General features: G+C 49.4%; 13 protein-coding genes. 9 read left to right on the top strand and 4 right to left on the bottom strand.

Features of this window, described 5'->3' with window-relative positions; translation table 11 throughout:
• Positions 1-76: 76 nt before the first annotated feature.
• From recG to T360_RS0103035, 3 genes are read right to left on the bottom strand one after another with little or no spacing between them, the layout of a single operon-like run.
• Positions 77-2,203, bottom strand: coding sequence for an ATP-dependent DNA helicase RecG (recG, locus tag T360_RS0103045; RefSeq protein ID WP_028911492.1), 2,127 nt, complete (start codon positions 2,201-2,203; stop codon positions 77-79).
• Positions 2,203-2,865, bottom strand: a complete 663-nt coding sequence (locus T360_RS0103040; protein ID WP_028911491.1) for a 2-C-methyl-D-erythritol 4-phosphate cytidylyltransferase — start codon at positions 2,863-2,865, stop codon at positions 2,203-2,205. Before T360_RS0103040 ends, recG begins: the two co-directional genes overlap by 1 nt.
• Positions 2,865-3,437 carry a DJ-1 family glyoxalase III gene (locus tag T360_RS0103035; RefSeq protein ID WP_028911490.1) on the bottom strand — a complete coding sequence of 191 codons (573 nt, stop codon included), beginning with the start codon at positions 3,435-3,437 and terminating at the stop codon, positions 2,865-2,867. The genes T360_RS0103040 and T360_RS0103035 overlap by 1 nt, the downstream gene beginning before the upstream one ends.
• A 107-nt stretch (positions 3,438-3,544) precedes the next feature.
• Between T360_RS0103035 and T360_RS0103030 the strand changes: the two genes are divergently transcribed.
• The gene (locus tag T360_RS0103030; RefSeq protein WP_028911489.1) at positions 3,545-4,429 is read left to right on the top strand and encodes an NAD kinase; all 885 of its coding nucleotides are present in this window, start codon (positions 3,545-3,547) and stop codon (positions 4,427-4,429) included.
• On the opposite strand, the gene T360_RS0103025 is transcribed toward T360_RS0103030, so the two are convergent.
• Positions 4,422-7,031 (bottom strand): glycoside hydrolase family 3 C-terminal domain-containing protein, encoded by a 2,610-nt coding sequence (locus T360_RS0103025; protein ID WP_028911488.1) that lies wholly within the window; start codon positions 7,029-7,031, stop codon positions 4,422-4,424. The two genes, T360_RS0103030 and T360_RS0103025, sit on opposite strands and share 8 nt — an antisense overlap.
• Positions 7,032-7,308: 277 nt before the next feature.
• Between T360_RS0103025 and T360_RS0103020 the strand changes: the two genes are divergently transcribed.
• The 8 genes from T360_RS0103020 to T360_RS0102985 are packed head-to-tail and all read left to right on the top strand — an operon-like array spanning position 7,309 to position 14,607.
• Positions 7,309-8,124 carry an ATP-binding cassette domain-containing protein gene (locus tag T360_RS0103020; RefSeq protein ID WP_028911487.1) on the top strand — a complete coding sequence of 272 codons (816 nt, stop codon included), beginning with the start codon at positions 7,309-7,311 and terminating at the stop codon, positions 8,122-8,124.
• 6 nt (positions 8,125-8,130) lie between these two features.
• Positions 8,131-8,931 (top strand): hypothetical protein, encoded by an 801-nt coding sequence (locus tag T360_RS0103015; protein WP_036928686.1) that lies wholly within the window; start codon positions 8,131-8,133, stop codon positions 8,929-8,931.
• Positions 8,932-8,967: 36 nt separating this feature from the next.
• Entirely contained in the window at positions 8,968-9,813 is an 846-nt protein-coding gene (locus T360_RS0103010; RefSeq protein ID WP_028911485.1) for a hypothetical protein, read from the top strand.
• Positions 9,797-10,159: a GntR family transcriptional regulator gene (locus T360_RS0103005; RefSeq protein WP_028911484.1), complete on the top strand. Its 363-nt coding sequence runs from the start codon at positions 9,797-9,799 to the stop codon at positions 10,157-10,159. The genes T360_RS0103010 and T360_RS0103005 overlap by 17 nt, the downstream gene beginning before the upstream one ends.
• A 42-nt stretch (positions 10,160-10,201) precedes the next feature.
• Positions 10,202-10,921, top strand: coding sequence for an ABC transporter ATP-binding protein (locus T360_RS0103000; protein WP_028911483.1), 720 nt, complete (start codon positions 10,202-10,204; stop codon positions 10,919-10,921).
• Positions 10,922-10,927: 6 nt separating this feature from the next.
• On the top strand, positions 10,928-12,187 hold the full coding sequence (locus T360_RS0102995; RefSeq protein WP_028911482.1) for an ABC transporter permease: 1,260 nt from the start codon (positions 10,928-10,930) through the stop codon (positions 12,185-12,187).
• A 23-nt stretch (positions 12,188-12,210) separates the two neighbouring features.
• The gene (locus T360_RS0102990) at positions 12,211-13,455 is read left to right on the top strand and encodes an ABC transporter permease (RefSeq protein ID WP_028911481.1); all 1,245 of its coding nucleotides are present in this window, start codon (positions 12,211-12,213) and stop codon (positions 13,453-13,455) included.
• A gap of 39 nt (positions 13,456-13,494) precedes the next feature.
• A complete protein-coding gene (locus T360_RS0102985; RefSeq protein ID WP_028911480.1) occupies positions 13,495-14,607 on the top strand; it encodes an efflux RND transporter periplasmic adaptor subunit in 1,113 nt (370 codons plus the stop codon).
• The last annotated feature ends 1 nt before the right edge of the window (position 14,608 follow it).

Genomic DNA, 14,608 nt, shown 5'->3' with positions numbered 1-14,608 from the left:
AGAAAAAGATCTATGTTGCAAATATACGAAAAAAATACGAACAATGTGCTCGATAACAGCACATGTTAACATAGTTTTAGGAAATAGCCGCCCAATTAATATTTGTTTTACGTAATTGGCGCAATCTGTGCCATAACAGGGCAAACCGTTCAGACTTGCATTCGGGGTCTTCGTCGATAATTTTCTGTGCTTCGTCGCGCGCAAGCTGTACTATCTGTCCATCGCGGGCGATGTCGGCTATCTTCAAATCGAAGGCCATACCGCTTTGTTGGGTGCCCTCAAGATCGCCAGGACCACGCAGTTTTAGGTCGGCTTCGGCTATGCGGAAACCATCGTTGGTTTCGCACATGATGTCGATACGCTTGCGGGTGTCTTCGCTCAGTTTTAATGGTGTGACAAGGATGCAGTACGACTGATCGGCACCACGACCCACACGACCGCGCAGCTGATGCAACTGGGCCAGTCCGAAGCGCTGGGCCTCGAGAATCACCATCACCGAGGCGTTGGGTACATTCACGCCTACCTCGATGACCGTGGTGGCCACCAGTATCTGGGTTTCATTGCGCACAAACTTCTGCATCTCTTCCTCTTTGTCCTTGGGCTTCATGCGTCCGTGCACCTTACTGAGGCGGAACTCGGGGAAGGACTCCTTGAGCACCTCAAAACCGTCTTCCAGGTTCTTAAGGTCGCTCTTGGCACTCTCTTCGATGAGGGGGAACACGATATAAACTTGTCGGCCCTCGTGTATCTGACGACGGATGCCATCGTAGAGCGATGTCATACGGGTGTCGATGATATGGGTGGTTTGTACGGGTTTGCGACCAGGTGGCAGTTCGTCGATGACACTCACGTCGAGGTCGCCGTAGAGTGTCATGGCCAGGGTGCGCGGGATGGGGGTAGCGGTCATCACCAGTACGTGGGGTGGGTTGGCACTCTTGCTCCACAACTTGGCGCGCTGGGCCACACCAAAGCGGTGCTGCTCATCCACGACCACAAAGCCCAGACGGGCAAACTGTACGGTATCTTCAATCACGGCATGGGTGCCCACCAGGATGTTGATGGTGCCATCCAGCAAGCCGTCGAGCACCTCTTGTCGGCGTTTGCCTTTCACGATGCCCGTGAGCAGTGCTACACGTAGGTTCATGTCCTTCAGAAAGCCCATGATGGTTTGCAGATGCTGTTCGGCCAGTATCTCGGTGGGGGCCATGATACAGGCCTGATAACCGTTGTCGATGGCGATGAGCATCGACATCAGTGCCACCAGAGTCTTACCGCTACCTACGTCGCCTTGCAACAGTCGGTTCATCTGTCTTCCAGAGCCCATGTCCTTGCGTATCTCCTTGATGACGCGCTTCTGGGCACCTGTGAGTGGGAAGGGGAGATATTGGTTGTAGAAGGTGTTGAACACATCTCCTACAGTAGAGAATACGTAACCACGGTATTTGCGGCGCTGGTCGCTGGCATACCTCAGGATATTGAGCTGGATGTAGAAGAGTTCCTCAAACTTCAGTCTGAGTCGTGCGTGCTCCAGGTCCTTGGCATTCTGAGGATAATGCACTGTTCTCAGTGCTTCGTCGCGCTCCATCAGGTGCTGCGCGTTGCAGATGAAAGGGGGTAGCGTTTCGGGTAGGGGCGGCAGCTTCTCGATGAGTGTTTTGGTGAGGCGCTCGATGGCACGCGAGTTGAGACCACTCTTCTTCATCTTATCGGTGGTGTTGTAATAGGGCTGCATCCTCAATAGTCCACTGTCCACTGTCAACTGTCCATTCTCCACTCTCCACTGTTCACTGTCCACTTTATCAAGGTCGGGGTGCGTGAAGTTGATGCGATTGTTGAACACAGTCGGCTTGCCAAACACTAGGTACTGTGTACCAATCTTATAGTTCTGTTTGGCATATTTGCCACCATTAAACCAGGTGAGGTCGCAGATGCCTGTGCCATCAGTGAAATGGGCTACCACGCGCTCTTTGCGCGGTCCCATGGCGAAAGTTTCGAAACTCAGGATATGGCCTACTACCTGTACAAACGGCATGTCGCCCGACAGTTCGTGGATAGTATAGACCTTTGAACGATCCACGTATTTGTAGGGGTAGTATTCCAGCAGGTCGCCATACGTCTCAATGCCAAGTTCGTTGCTCAGCATTTTTTTACGCGTAGGGCCCACACCGGGCAGATATTTTATATCCTGATCGAGTATGTCCATTAGAGGAGTATTTCAGCCACTTTCATATCGTAGGGAGTGGTGATCTTGATGTTTTCGCGGTTGCCTTCGACAAGGGTGATAGGGTGACCGTAGGCCTCTACTACCGAAGCGTCGTCAGTGAAACCATCGTTATAAGGCTGGCGGTTGGCAGCCTTGAGCAGTTGGATATCGAATGTTTGTGGTGTCTGTACCAGGCGGTAGCTATCTCGGGGCACCGTGTGCGAGCCATCGGGTACGAGCTCTCTCACCGTCTCTACTACAGGGATGACGGGGATGACGGCTTTTTTGGTGCGGGCCGTCTCGTAGCAGTTGCGTATCACCTCGATGCTGGGGAAGGGGCGCACACCATCGTGCACGCCTACCACACCAATGGCATCGTCGGGCACCTTGGACAGTCCGTTCTGCACGGAGTGGAAGCGCGTCTGTCCGCCATTAGCTAACGTATATTCCACGTCGAAGTGATACTGCTGGCACAGTTCGTGCCAGTAAGCTTGCTGGGCCTCAGGCAGAACCAGAATGATCTGCAACTGGGCCGAATAAGCGCGAAAGCGCTCCAAAGTGCGCATCAGTACGGGCTTGCCACCAATAGGCAGAAACTGCTTGGGGATATCACTCCCCATGCGCAAACCCTTACCGCCTGCTACTATAATTATATAATCCATTATTTCTCCATCAGATGTTTGAATCGCATGCCTTCGGCTATCTGGTCGGCGGTCTGCTTATCCACCAACTGGGTCAACAGCTCGTAGGCATAAGGGAAGGCTGCAGCAGGTCCCTCGGCAGTGGTTACGTTGCCATCCACCGTCACAAGGTCGGCAGTATAGGTGGCACCACCCTCGGCTAAGGCTTTCTCAAAACCGGGATAGCAGGTGGCTTTTTTGCCGTTGAGGATACCAAGTGGGGCCAGCACCACGCCAGGAGCAGCGCAGATGGCACCAACCTTCTTGCCTGCAGCAAACTGAGCCTTGACGGCCTCACGCACACCAGCGTGTGCATACAGGTTGCTGGCACCAGGCATGCCACCAGGCAGCATCAGCAGGTCGGCATCGTCATAATCGCCTTGCTCAAAGATGATGTCAGCCTCGATGTTCACACCGTGGGACGACTGCACCAATGGAAACTCTGAGATGCTCACGGTTGTGACGTTAACACCTCCACGACGCAATACGTCGATAGGAATCAGTGCTTCTACATCCTCGAAGCCTTCTGCCAAGAAAACATAAACTTTAGCCATAATAAATATATTTTCAGATTAATTCTGAGTGCAAAGATAAGTTTTTTTTTCGACCTATATGTCGTTTATGGGAGAATTTTTATAAATTTGCACCCAAAACAACGATTATGGCACGCAGAAAACTAAGATTCGCTCTGTTGGGCAATATTTATCAGGCTCGAAAGTCGGCCAGCATACAGAAGGTGCTGGCATGTATCGAAAATTATAAAGCTGAGCTCTATGTGGACATGGAGTACTACTATTTCCTGAAGGACAATCAGCGTCTGGAGGTGAATGCCACTAAGGTGTTTCAGGATGATGACTTTGATGCCGACTTCGTAATCTCGATGGGTGGCGACGGTACTTTCCTGAAAGCGGCTTGTAGGGTGGGTAAGAAGAATATACCCATCCTGGGCGTCAACTTCGGGCGATTGGGCTTTCTGGCCGATATCAGTCCTGATGACATCGAGAAATGCCTGAAGGCACTGCACAACGACGACTATGCCGTGGAGTCGCGCGCACTGATACAGGTGGAAGCCGACGGTAAACCATTGGGCGAATGCAGCTGTGCACTCAACGATGTGGCGATACTGAAGCGCGATACTGCATCAATGATTTCTATACGTGCCAACGTGAACGGACAGTATCTGAACACCTATCAAGCCGACGGATTGGTGGTATCTACACCTACCGGTTCTACAGCCTACAGTCTGTCGAACGGCGGACCCATCATCGTGCCTGGAACAAAGGTGTTCTCGATGACGGCGGTAGCGCCACATTCGCTCAACGTGCGCCCCATAGTGCTGGCCGACTCATCGGTGATCGAACTCGATGTGGAGAGTCGTTCGCACAACTTCCTGGTGGCTATCGACGGTCGATCTGAGAAATGCAAAGAGGGCACTCGGATTACGCTCCGTCGTGCCCCCTATGATATCAAGGTTGTGAAAAAGTCAGATCATCGTTATTTCAATACCCTACGTGAAAAAATGATGTGGGGTAAGGATGTCAGATAACCACAAAATCAATAGCTTTCAGGTCCTTATCTTGTGATGAGGTGCCGTAGAGTATCTGGTAGCGACCTGCCTTTGTTGACAGTTCGTCGATGCTCTCGTCATAGTACTCGAATGCCTCACCATCCAGTGTGATGGTGGCTTTCTGTGTCTCACCAGCCTTCAGACTCAGTTTCTGGAAGCCCTTCAGTGCTTTGATTGGTGCACCAGCATCGTCGAGTGCCTTCACATACACCTGAACAGTCTCAGTACCCTCACGCTTACCGGTATTGGTTACAGGCACGGTGAGTGTTACCTTACCATCCTTCTTCATCTGCTTAGCTGAAATCTTGGCATTGCCGAGCGCAAAAGTGGTGTAGCTCAGTCCGTAGCCGAAGGCATACTGAGGCACGCCTGTAAAGTAACGATAGGTGCGGTTCTTCATCGAGTAGTCGAGGAAATCGGGCAGGTCGTTGTTCGAACGATAGAAGGTGACGGGCAGTTTGCCACCAGGGTTGTAGTCGCCAAACAGTACCTCGGCCAAAGCCTTAGCGCCACCCTGACCTGCATACCAAGCCTGCAACAGAGCATCGTACTCGCCCTCAACACTACCAAAGGCAATGGCCGAACCTGAGCAGTTTACAAAGATAACAGGCTTGCCGGTCTTGTGCATAGCCTTTACTAACATCTGCTGAACTTTTGGCAGTTCGATGTCCTGCTTGTCGCCACCTTCGCCTTCCATCTGGGCTGAGATTCCACCGATAATCATGATAGCATCGGCCTCCTTAACCTGGTTGGCCAGATCGGTGAAGTCGACGAGGTTGCGCTCGCAGATGTCGCCACGCAGCATGGCAAACTGTCCGTTGCCGTGTTTGTATTCAATCACGATGTCGTAGGTCTTTCCAGCCTCTACAGGGAATGATTTATACTGCGGCTTGCGACCAAATCCGAAGAATCCGCGACGACCACCACCTTGGGCCTCTTCTACTACCTCGCCGTTCACCTTCAGCACGTAGCCGTTGTCGGTAGTCAGGGTGTACTTCATCTCGCCAGTAAAGGTTGAGGTGTACTTACCGCTGATGCGGACGCTGAGAGTATCGCGGTTCACGCCCTGAGCAAAGCCCCATGCACCGAAGGTTGAGAAGTTCAACTCGTTGTAGTAGTCAGTCTTGGCAGGTTCGCCTGCTAATTCCTTATTATTATAGAACTCTACCTTCACACCCTTGCCATCGTTAAAGTCCTGCAGATGGTGGATAGTGGTATATTCGTCGTTCAGTTCGCAGGCCTTGTTATAGATGATCTTGGCACCAGGAACTGCGGCCTTGATGCCCGAGAGCAGCGAGTGCTGGTGGGCAGCGGTAGGTGTACCACCATAGTTACCATTCAGCAGATTCACATCGTCGGCATTAGGACCAAGCACTGCCAGTGTCTTGATGCTCTTCGAGAGTGGTAGTACGGCACCCTTGTTATCCAGAAGTACCATCGATTCGCGTGCAGCCTGAACTGCCATTGCATCGTTCTTCTCGCTGCTAATCACATCGGCACCCAGTTTGGCCCAAGGCAGCATGTCGGCAGGGTCGAACATACCCAACTCAAAGCGGCCCATTAGGGTTTTACGCAGGTGGTTGTCAAGGTCGCTCTCCTTAATCAGACCCTTCTTCAGGCCCTCAACCAGGCTCATGAATACCTTTCCACACTCCAGGTCGGTACCGTTCAGCACAGCATCAACAGATGCCGAAAGTCCGTCCTTATGTGTCTCGTGCTGTCCGCGATTAAAAAAGTTGTTGATAGCGTCGCAGTCGGTCAGTACGATAGCATCGTAGCCCCACTTGTTGCGCAGGATGTCAATCAGCAAACGGTCGCTGGTGCAGCAGGGCTTACCCTCGAAACGCTGGTAGGCGCACATCACCTCGCGCACGTTACCTTTCTTTACCAGAGCCTTAAAGGCGGGCAGGTAGGTTTCCCACAGATCGCGATTGGTAGGCTCTACGTTCATAGAGTGGCGCAAGGGCTCTGGACCGCTGTGCACGGCATAGTGCTTGGCGCAGGCGTGGGTTTTAAAGTATTTGTCGTTGTTACCCTGCATACCCAATACAGTCTGTACGCCTAATACGGCATTCAGATAAGGGTCCTCGCCGCAGGTTTCCTGTCCGCGTCCCCAGCGAGGGTCACGGAAGATGTTGACGTTAGGGCACCAGAAGGTAAGCTCAGGGTTGCCAGGATAGTAGGTTACACCCATGGGTACGTTAAACAGCTTAGGATCATTGTGATCGGTACGGTTCCAGTTGGCACGGGCTTCGTCGGACACTTGTGAGAATACATCGTAGAACAGCTGTGCATTAAAGGCTGCTGCCATGCCGATGGGTTGTGGATAAACCGTATAGCCATCCTGGCGCACACCATGGCAAGCCTCGCTCCACCAGTTGTAGCTGGGGATGCCCAAACGGTCGATGGAGATTGACTTGTTCATCATCAGTCCCACCTTTTCCTCGGGTGTGAGCAGACTTAATAGGTTTTCAACGCGCTCTTTGTTTGATAACTTTGTATCCAAGTAGGGATACTTAACTTGGGCAAACCCACTTGCCCCCATCATCGCAGCGATGGTTAAAGTTAAAAGCCTTTTCATGTTAACTGTTTGTTTGATATAGTTGTGATTGTTAGATATCGTTATATTTGTTAGATGCTGTAATCGATTGAAAGTTTAACGATGCGGATGATTTTTGTCGCAAAGATATCTTTATTAATTAGGTACACGCGAGAATAGTAGTGCTAAATAGTGTTAAGAAATGGCGGTTTTTTGATGAAAAGCTTGGAGCGTATTCAGATTTATCCTACTTTTGCAGTGTACTATTAAAGTGGTACACTATAACGCGTAACATTGAACATTAAAATTAAATAGAATTATGATCGAGGTAAACAACATCAGTTTTAAGTACGCAGGTGGTAAGAACCTGGTATTCGATGATTTCAGTCTGGAACTGAAGCAGGATAATATTTATGGTCTGTTGGGTAAGAACGGTACAGGTAAGAGTACACTACTTTACCTGATTGCTGGACTGCTGCGCCCCAAGAAGGGTACTGTTAGCTTTGATGGTATTGAGACCAAGCTGCGCCGCCCTGAAACACTGCAGGATATCTTTATTGTTCCTGAGGAGTTCGACCTGCCTGCTATGTCGCTCGATGAGTATGTAAAAATCAACCGTCCATTCTATCCTTTGTTCAGCACCACCGTACTGGAGGGCTGTTTGAAGGATTTTGAACTGACCACCGACCTGAAACTGAATGCCCTGTCGATGGGACAGAAGAAAAAGGTGTTTATGGCCTTTGCCTTGGCTACAAACACTCGTGTGCTGCTGATGGACGAGCCTACCAACGGACTGGATATTCCTTCGAAGAGCCAGTTCCGTAAGGTGGTTACCCAGTATATGACAGGCGATCGCACACTGATAATCTCAACCCATCAGGTGCACGATGTGGAATCGCTGTTGGATCATATCCTGATTCTCTCGCCACAGAAGCTGTTGCTGAATGCCAGTGTGGCTGATATCCAGGAGAAGTTTACCTTTGAGTATCGTACGCCTGCCGAGATGGACGATGTGCTTTATGCCGAGCCTTCGCTTCAGGGTAATGCTGTGATTGCCCCTCGTAAGGAGGGTTACGCTGAGACTCAGGTGAATCTGGAACTGCTGTTTAATGCTGTAAACGAAGGTAAAATTTAAGAAGCTATGATACAGTTTAATATACATAGGTTTGCCAAGGTGGCTCGTTGGTCGCTCACTAACGACAAGAGCTACTACATGCGCACGCTGCTCCAGATGTTTGTGGTGTTGACATTGATATTCCTATTTTTCACCACGAGCTTTTACTGGCTGAAAGGCGCTGATACGGGCTATCGACCCTGTTGCGTGGTTGTGGTGATGATGTTTTTTATTCAAGTAGCCTTAGGCCCATCGATGATGTTTAACAGCATGAAAGGGAAACACGATATGCAGGCTCTGTTGTTGTTGCCAGCCTCGAATTTCGAGAAATACCTGATGCGCTACACCACTTGGATATATGTATTGGGTCTTACGTTTGTAGCTTTCTTAGGTGCCGACTTGGTGCAGTATGTGATTAACTGGCTGATAGGTAATAATCCGCAGTTTGTCACAGGCGCTCTGTTCGGTCGCTTAAATCCTTTCACAGTTAATTGGGAAGCCATTGGCTCAAAGAAGGTTACGGTTATTAATGCCCTGATTATTATGTTTCTTTGGCTTCAGTCGTGTTTCGCCCTTGGTGCCACCTTTTTCCGTTCGCACAAGTACTCGTGGATTCTCACCTTATTGGTGCTCATTTTCTTGTCGATGGTACAAACATGGTTGTTCCCTATTTCTTACGAAAATCAGTTTGATATGCTTCACGGTGATGCTATGACGCTGCTTTATATCTCTGATGCAGTTTACGGTATTTGGGGTATTGTTAACTACTGGCTGTCGTACAAGATCTTCTGCAGAACTCAGAACATTGGCAAATTTGTGAATCTGTGATGAATTGAAGAATTTAATAGTTGAAAAATTGGAGTTATGAACAGTTTCGATATTCATAGATTTGGAAAGGCCTTGCGCTGGATGATCGGTGTAAACATGCACTCGATGCTGATGTGGACCTTGGGACTCATATTGGGTGTATTCATGGGCGAGATGATGGTGCGCTTTATGATGCATGCTACTACGCCCCAGGAGATGAATCATAGTACTGACGTCTTGGCAGGATTCTTTGTGATTTACGTGATAATTGGTGTTGCGGTAAGTGTTTGTAATCTGTTTGTTGAGTTGGATAAGAAACCTCAGCGACAGGCATTCCTGATGCTTCCTGCTACTAATTTGGAGAAGTATCTGGCAGCTATCGTTTTTGCTGCTGTATCAGGATTCGTAATGATGCACCTGTCGTTTATCGTTGGCGATACGCTGCGTGTGGCATTCCGTGCCGTGTTCTACGGTGATTCATGGAATTCTTTCGTGGTTTCAGAGTTTGTAAAGATGATGACGTTTGATGGTATAGGGGTGCACCACACCTTGGGCTATCGCCTGATGGGACTGGTATTCTTGGTATGCGGTCTTACTTGGGTGCACTCTTTCTACACCCTTGGTGGCACACTGTTTCGCAAGTATGCGTTCGTCATCAGCAGTATTGCGCTGGTAGTTGGTGTTACGCTGTTGGTTTGGTTTTCAAAGAATCACGAAGTCAGATTGTTTGTCACCAACTACGAAAAAGGTGTGATAGTAACCGAACAGATCGGTATCATCACCTATATGCTTACAGCATTCTTTGCAGTGTTCTCTGTCGTCAATTACTGGGCATCGTTCCATATCTTCAAAGGATTTGAATTAATAACTAATAAGTGGTTGAATTATGACTTTTACAAATGATAAACCGATCTACATCCAGATGGCCGATCGCCTGTGCGACGAGATATTATCTGGTGTATATAAAGATGATGATCGCATCCCAAGCGTACGTGAGTATGCGGTGCTGCTGGAGGTGAATACCAACACAGCCGTAAAAGCCTACGAACAGTTGGCACGCGAGGAAATCATCTACAACAAGCGCGGACTGGGCTACTTCGTAACCCCAGGCGCTAAGAAGCAGATCCTGAAGGCACGCAAGCAGGAGTTTATGAAAGAACGTCTGCCAGAGCTGTTCCGACAGATGCAACTGTTGGGAATAACGTTAGAGGATGTTAAATCAGCCTACGATGCAACTTCGGTTGAGTAGTATCCGTCTAACAATCAAAAACTAAGGTAAAAAATAATATTTATGATACATTTAAAAGACATCAACAAGACTTATCAAGGTGCTCAGCCATTGCATGTGCTGAAAGGTATCTCGCTTGATATCGAGAAAGGTGAGTTCGTCAGCATCATGGGAGCTTCAGGCTCAGGTAAATCCACATTGCTTAATATATTAGGTATATTGGATAACTACGACTCGGGAAGCTATGAGTTGGCAGGTGTACCCATCTGGAACCTCTCAGAGACACGTGCTGCTGAGTATCGCAACAAGATGATAGGTTTTATTTTCCAGAGCTTTAATCTCATCTCTTTCAAAACCGCCGTGGAAAACGTTGAGTTGCCGTTATTCTATCAGGGGGTGTCTAGAAAAAAGCGCCATCAGATGGCCTTGGAATATCTGGACCGTTTAGGCCTGCTAGACTGGGCCGATCACTACCCCAATGAGCTGTCGGGAGGACAGAAACAGCGCGTGGCTATAGCCCGAGCTCTCATCACCAAGCCACAGATTATTCTGGCCGACGAGCCTACAGGTGCACTCGACTCGAAGACATCTGTGGAGGTGATGCAGCTGCTGAAGAGTCTGAACCAGGATGAAGGCATGACCATCGTAGTGGTAACTCACGAGAGCGGTGTGGCCAATGAGACCAACAAGATTGTACACATCAAGGATGGTATCATCGGCAATATTGAGGAGAATCTCGACCATAACTCGAGTCCATTTGGTATTAATGGTATGATGAAATAATAAGCTATGCACGATATAATAACTGAAATATGGCAGACAGCAAGGCGCAATAAGCTGCGCACTTCGCTCACAGGCTTTGCTGTGGCGTGGGGCATCTTTATGCTCATCGTGCTGTTGGGAGCCGGCAACGGACTCATCAATGCCAACATGCAGCAGGCCGGCAACTGGCTCACTAACTCGATGGAGCTCTATGGTGGGCGTACCTCGAAAGCCTATAAGGGATTGACCGAGGGCCGCAACATCGAGCTGAACACGCAAGACCTGGCTGCTACCGAGACAGAGTTCTCAAAGCATATCGATGCTGTAGGAGCCGTCTATTACCATAATGTGACCGTGAACTACGGTGAGCAGTTTCTCACCAATCTGCAGATCATGGGTGTCTATCCCATCCACAGCAGTATTCTGAAGCGCGATCTGATTTGTGGTCGTCATATCAATGACATTGACATGAAGGAGAAGCGCAAGGTGCTCGTGCTGAGTCACAAACAGGCCGAGGAGCTCGAACCCAAGGATATGAAGACCATGCTGGGTAAGACGGTGAAGGTGGGCGACCTGTCGTTCAAGGTGGTGGGCATCTACAAGACACCTGAAGATGGTGAGAGCTCGGCCTATGCCGCTTATTCTACCATTAAGAGTATCTTTGGCTCCAAGAACAATAGTATCGGTAATATTGAGTTCACCTTCCATGGCCTGAAGACCGAAAAGGATAATGATGCCTTTGAGAATACGCTTCGTCGCCGTCTGAACAGTAACCACACAGCACATCCTGAGGATGAGCGTGCCATCTGGATATGGAACGGCTATACCCAGAGTATGCAGATGGAGAATGCACTCGGCATCATCCGTACTGCCCTGTGGGTGGTAGGATTGTTCACCCTGCTCTCTGGTATCGTTGGCGTGAGCAATATCATGCTGATCACCGTGAAGGAGCGTACCCATGAGTTCGGTATCCGCAAGGCTATAGGTGCCAAGCCCTGGAGCGTCCTCAGAATGATTATCGTAGAGAGTATCATCATCACCACCTTCTTTGGTTATGTGGGTATGGTGCTGGGCGTGCTGGCCAATGAATATATGGATGCCACGCTAGGTCATGAGACCATCGATACAGGCTTGTTCCAGGCCACTATGTTTCTCAATCCTACTGTAGGCCTCGATGTATGTATAGAAGCTACGATGGTGATGGTGATAGCTGGTACCTTTGCAGGACTCATCCCCGCCTATAAAGCCAGTCGTATTCGTCCTATAGAGGCCCTTCGTGCCGATTAAACATTGAAAAATGAATATTGACAATGAGAATAGATTTAGATAGTTATAGAGAAATCATCGACACGTTGACACGCAACAAGTCACGGTCGTTTCTTACTGGCTTCGGCGTGTTCTGGGGCGTGTTCATGCTCGTGGCCCTGATGGGTGGCGGACAGGGACTGAAGGAGATGCTCGAGAAGAACTTCGAAGGCTTTGCCCAGAACACTGTTGTGATTGGTGCACAAGAAACCTCAAAGCCTTTTAAAGGTTTCAAGAAGGGACGCCACTGGTATATGGAATATAAGGATGTGGAGCGCCTGAAGCAGATGGTGCCAGAGTTGGATGCGGTAGCCCCGATCCTGATGGGACGTGGCTCGACAGCCTACTATGGCGATCAGAAGACAACGCCCAATATGCAAGGTGCCGTGCCTGAGATGGTGAACATTGTGACACCGAAGATGTACTATGGTCGTTTCATCAATGATATGGACATCGCTGAACATCGCAAGGTGTGCGTGATTGGTAAGAAGATATACAAAGATCTGTTTAAGGAGGGTGGCGACCCCTGTGGTAAGAAGATCCGCGTGGACTCTACTTATTATGAGGTGATAGGCGTGGACTACAGCTCGGGTGGTGTATCCCTGGGTGGGCGCTCTGAAGAGCGTATTACACTGCCTCTGACACTGATGCAGGCTGCCTTTAACCGTGGTAATGCTGTTGACATGATTGCAGCCACCGGTAGGCCTGGTGTCGTGATGAGTTCGATTACCGACCGTATCCGCGAGACCATCGCCAGAGCGCATTATATCGATCCTACCGACGAACAGGGCATCATCACATTCAATACCGAGGTGCTCTTCCAGTTGCTTGACAACCTCTTTAGGGGTGTCAACTTCCTCATCTGGCTGGTAGGTCTTGGAACCTTGTTGGCAGGTGCCATCGGCGTGTCTAATATTATGATGGTGACCGTGCGTGAACGAACCACTGAGATAGGCATCCGACGTGCCATCGGTGCTACACCAAAGATGATACTGTCGCAGATTATCTCTGAGAGTATCGTACTGACTCTGGTGGCGGGTATGAGTGGCATCCTCTTCGGAGTGATGATACTGCAGATGCTGGAGATGGCAAATACCGAGGATGGTATTGTTGCAGCACATTTCCAGATAGGATTCTGGACAGCCATCTTCTGCGCCTTCGTTGTAAGTTCGCTGGGTGTGATGGCAGGTCTGGCCCCTGCTGCAAGAGCGATGAGCATCAAACCCGTTGACGCCATGCGCGATGAGTAACATTAAATAATAGAATATAAAAATTAAAAACTAAAAGATATGAAAAAGTACAGCAAACTGATTATCGTCGCTATCGTAGCGCTGATTTTCATCGGAACCTTCGTGTTCCTCTGGCAGAAGAGCCAACCCAAGGAAGTTGTTTACAACGAGTTTACTCCAAAGCTCGACAGCATCCAGAAAACAACCATTATCACCGGTAAGATTGAGCCACGCAATGAGGTGAACATCAAACCCCAGATTTCGGGTATCATCAGTGAACTGCTGAAGGAGCCAGGCGACTATGTGAATGCCGGCGACGTGATAGCCAAGGTGAAGGTGATTCCTGACATGGCTCAGCTGTCGAGTGCCGAGATGCGTGTGCGTCTTGCTGAGATCAACCTGAAACAGGCCGAGACCGACTTCCAGCGCGAGGAGAACCTCTTCAAGCAGAATCTTGTATCGGCAGATGAGTTTGATAAGGTGAAAATCAACCTGAGTCAGGCCAAGCACGAGAAACTGGCTGCACAGGATGCGCTTGAGGTGGTGCGCGACGGTGTGTCGAAGTCGAATGCCAAGGCGTCATCTACGCTCATCCGCTCAACCATCAGCGGTGTTATCCTCGATATTCCTGTGAAGGTGGGTAACTCGGTCATCCTCTCTAACACCTTTAATGATGGTACTACAATTGCCACTGTGGCTAACATGAACGACCTTATTTTCCGTGGTAATATCGACGAGACAGAGGTTGGACAGCTGGTGAACGGCATGAACATGAAGATTACCATCGGTGCCCTGCAGGACCTGAAGTTTGATGCTGCACTGGAGTATGTATCGCCAAAGGCTGTGGAGAGCAATGGTGCCAACCAGTTTGAGATCAAGGCAGCCGTGAAATTGGTTGAGGGTGGGAAGATCCGCTCTGGCTACAGCGCTAATGCCGAAATCGTGTTGGCTAGAGCCGATAAGGTGCTCAGCATCCCTGAAAGCGCTATCGAGTTTAGCGGCGACAGCACCTTTGTATATGTCGTGAAGGGCGAGGGTAAGAATAAGACTTACGATCGTACTTATGTTGAGACTGGTCTCTCTGATGGTGTGAATATCGAAATCAAGAAGGGCATCACAGCCAAGGAAAAGGTACGTGGCCCTGAGATTGTAGCAGATGACAAAGAAAAATAAA

Origin of the sequence: Prevotella sp. MA2016 (assembly GCF_000619825.1) — a bacterium.
Classification (GTDB): Bacteria; Bacteroidota; Bacteroidia; order Bacteroidales; family Bacteroidaceae; genus Prevotella.
Note: the sequence above shows the minus strand (reverse complement) of the source record. Positions and strands in the feature narration are given on the sequence as shown.

What these genes read in the sequence shown, in the direction of transcription:
- T360_RS0103025 (WP_028911488.1), bottom strand. Translation starts at nt 7,031, where the DNA reads ATGAAAAGGCTTTTAACTTTAACCATCGCTGCGATGATGGGGGCAAGT.
- T360_RS0103035 (WP_028911490.1), bottom strand. Translation starts at nt 3,437, where the DNA reads ATGGCTAAAGTTTATGTTTTCTTGGCAGAAGGCTTCGAGGATGTAGAA.
- T360_RS0103000 (WP_028911483.1), top strand. Translation starts at nt 10,202, where the DNA reads ATGATACATTTAAAAGACATCAACAAGACTTATCAAGGTGCTCAGCCA.
- T360_RS0102985 (WP_028911480.1), top strand. Translation starts at nt 13,495, where the DNA reads ATGAAAAAGTACAGCAAACTGATTATCGTCGCTATCGTAGCGCTGATT.
- T360_RS0103020 (WP_028911487.1), top strand. Translation starts at nt 7,309, where the DNA reads ATGATCGAGGTAAACAACATCAGTTTTAAGTACGCAGGTGGTAAGAAC.
- T360_RS0103015 (WP_036928686.1), top strand. Translation starts at nt 8,131, where the DNA reads ATGATACAGTTTAATATACATAGGTTTGCCAAGGTGGCTCGTTGGTCG.
- T360_RS0102995 (WP_028911482.1), top strand. Translation starts at nt 10,928, where the DNA reads ATGCACGATATAATAACTGAAATATGGCAGACAGCAAGGCGCAATAAG.
- T360_RS0103040 (WP_028911491.1), bottom strand. Translation starts at nt 2,865, where the DNA reads ATGGATTATATAATTATAGTAGCAGGCGGTAAGGGTTTGCGCATGGGG.
- recG (WP_028911492.1), bottom strand. Translation starts at nt 2,203, where the DNA reads ATGGACATACTCGATCAGGATATAAAATATCTGCCCGGTGTGGGCCCT.
- T360_RS0103010 (WP_028911485.1), top strand. Translation starts at nt 8,968, where the DNA reads ATGAACAGTTTCGATATTCATAGATTTGGAAAGGCCTTGCGCTGGATG.
- T360_RS0103030 (WP_028911489.1), top strand. Translation starts at nt 3,545, where the DNA reads ATGGCACGCAGAAAACTAAGATTCGCTCTGTTGGGCAATATTTATCAG.
- T360_RS0102990 (WP_028911481.1), top strand. Translation starts at nt 12,211, where the DNA reads ATGAGAATAGATTTAGATAGTTATAGAGAAATCATCGACACGTTGACA.
- T360_RS0103005 (WP_028911484.1), top strand. Translation starts at nt 9,797, where the DNA reads ATGACTTTTACAAATGATAAACCGATCTACATCCAGATGGCCGATCGC.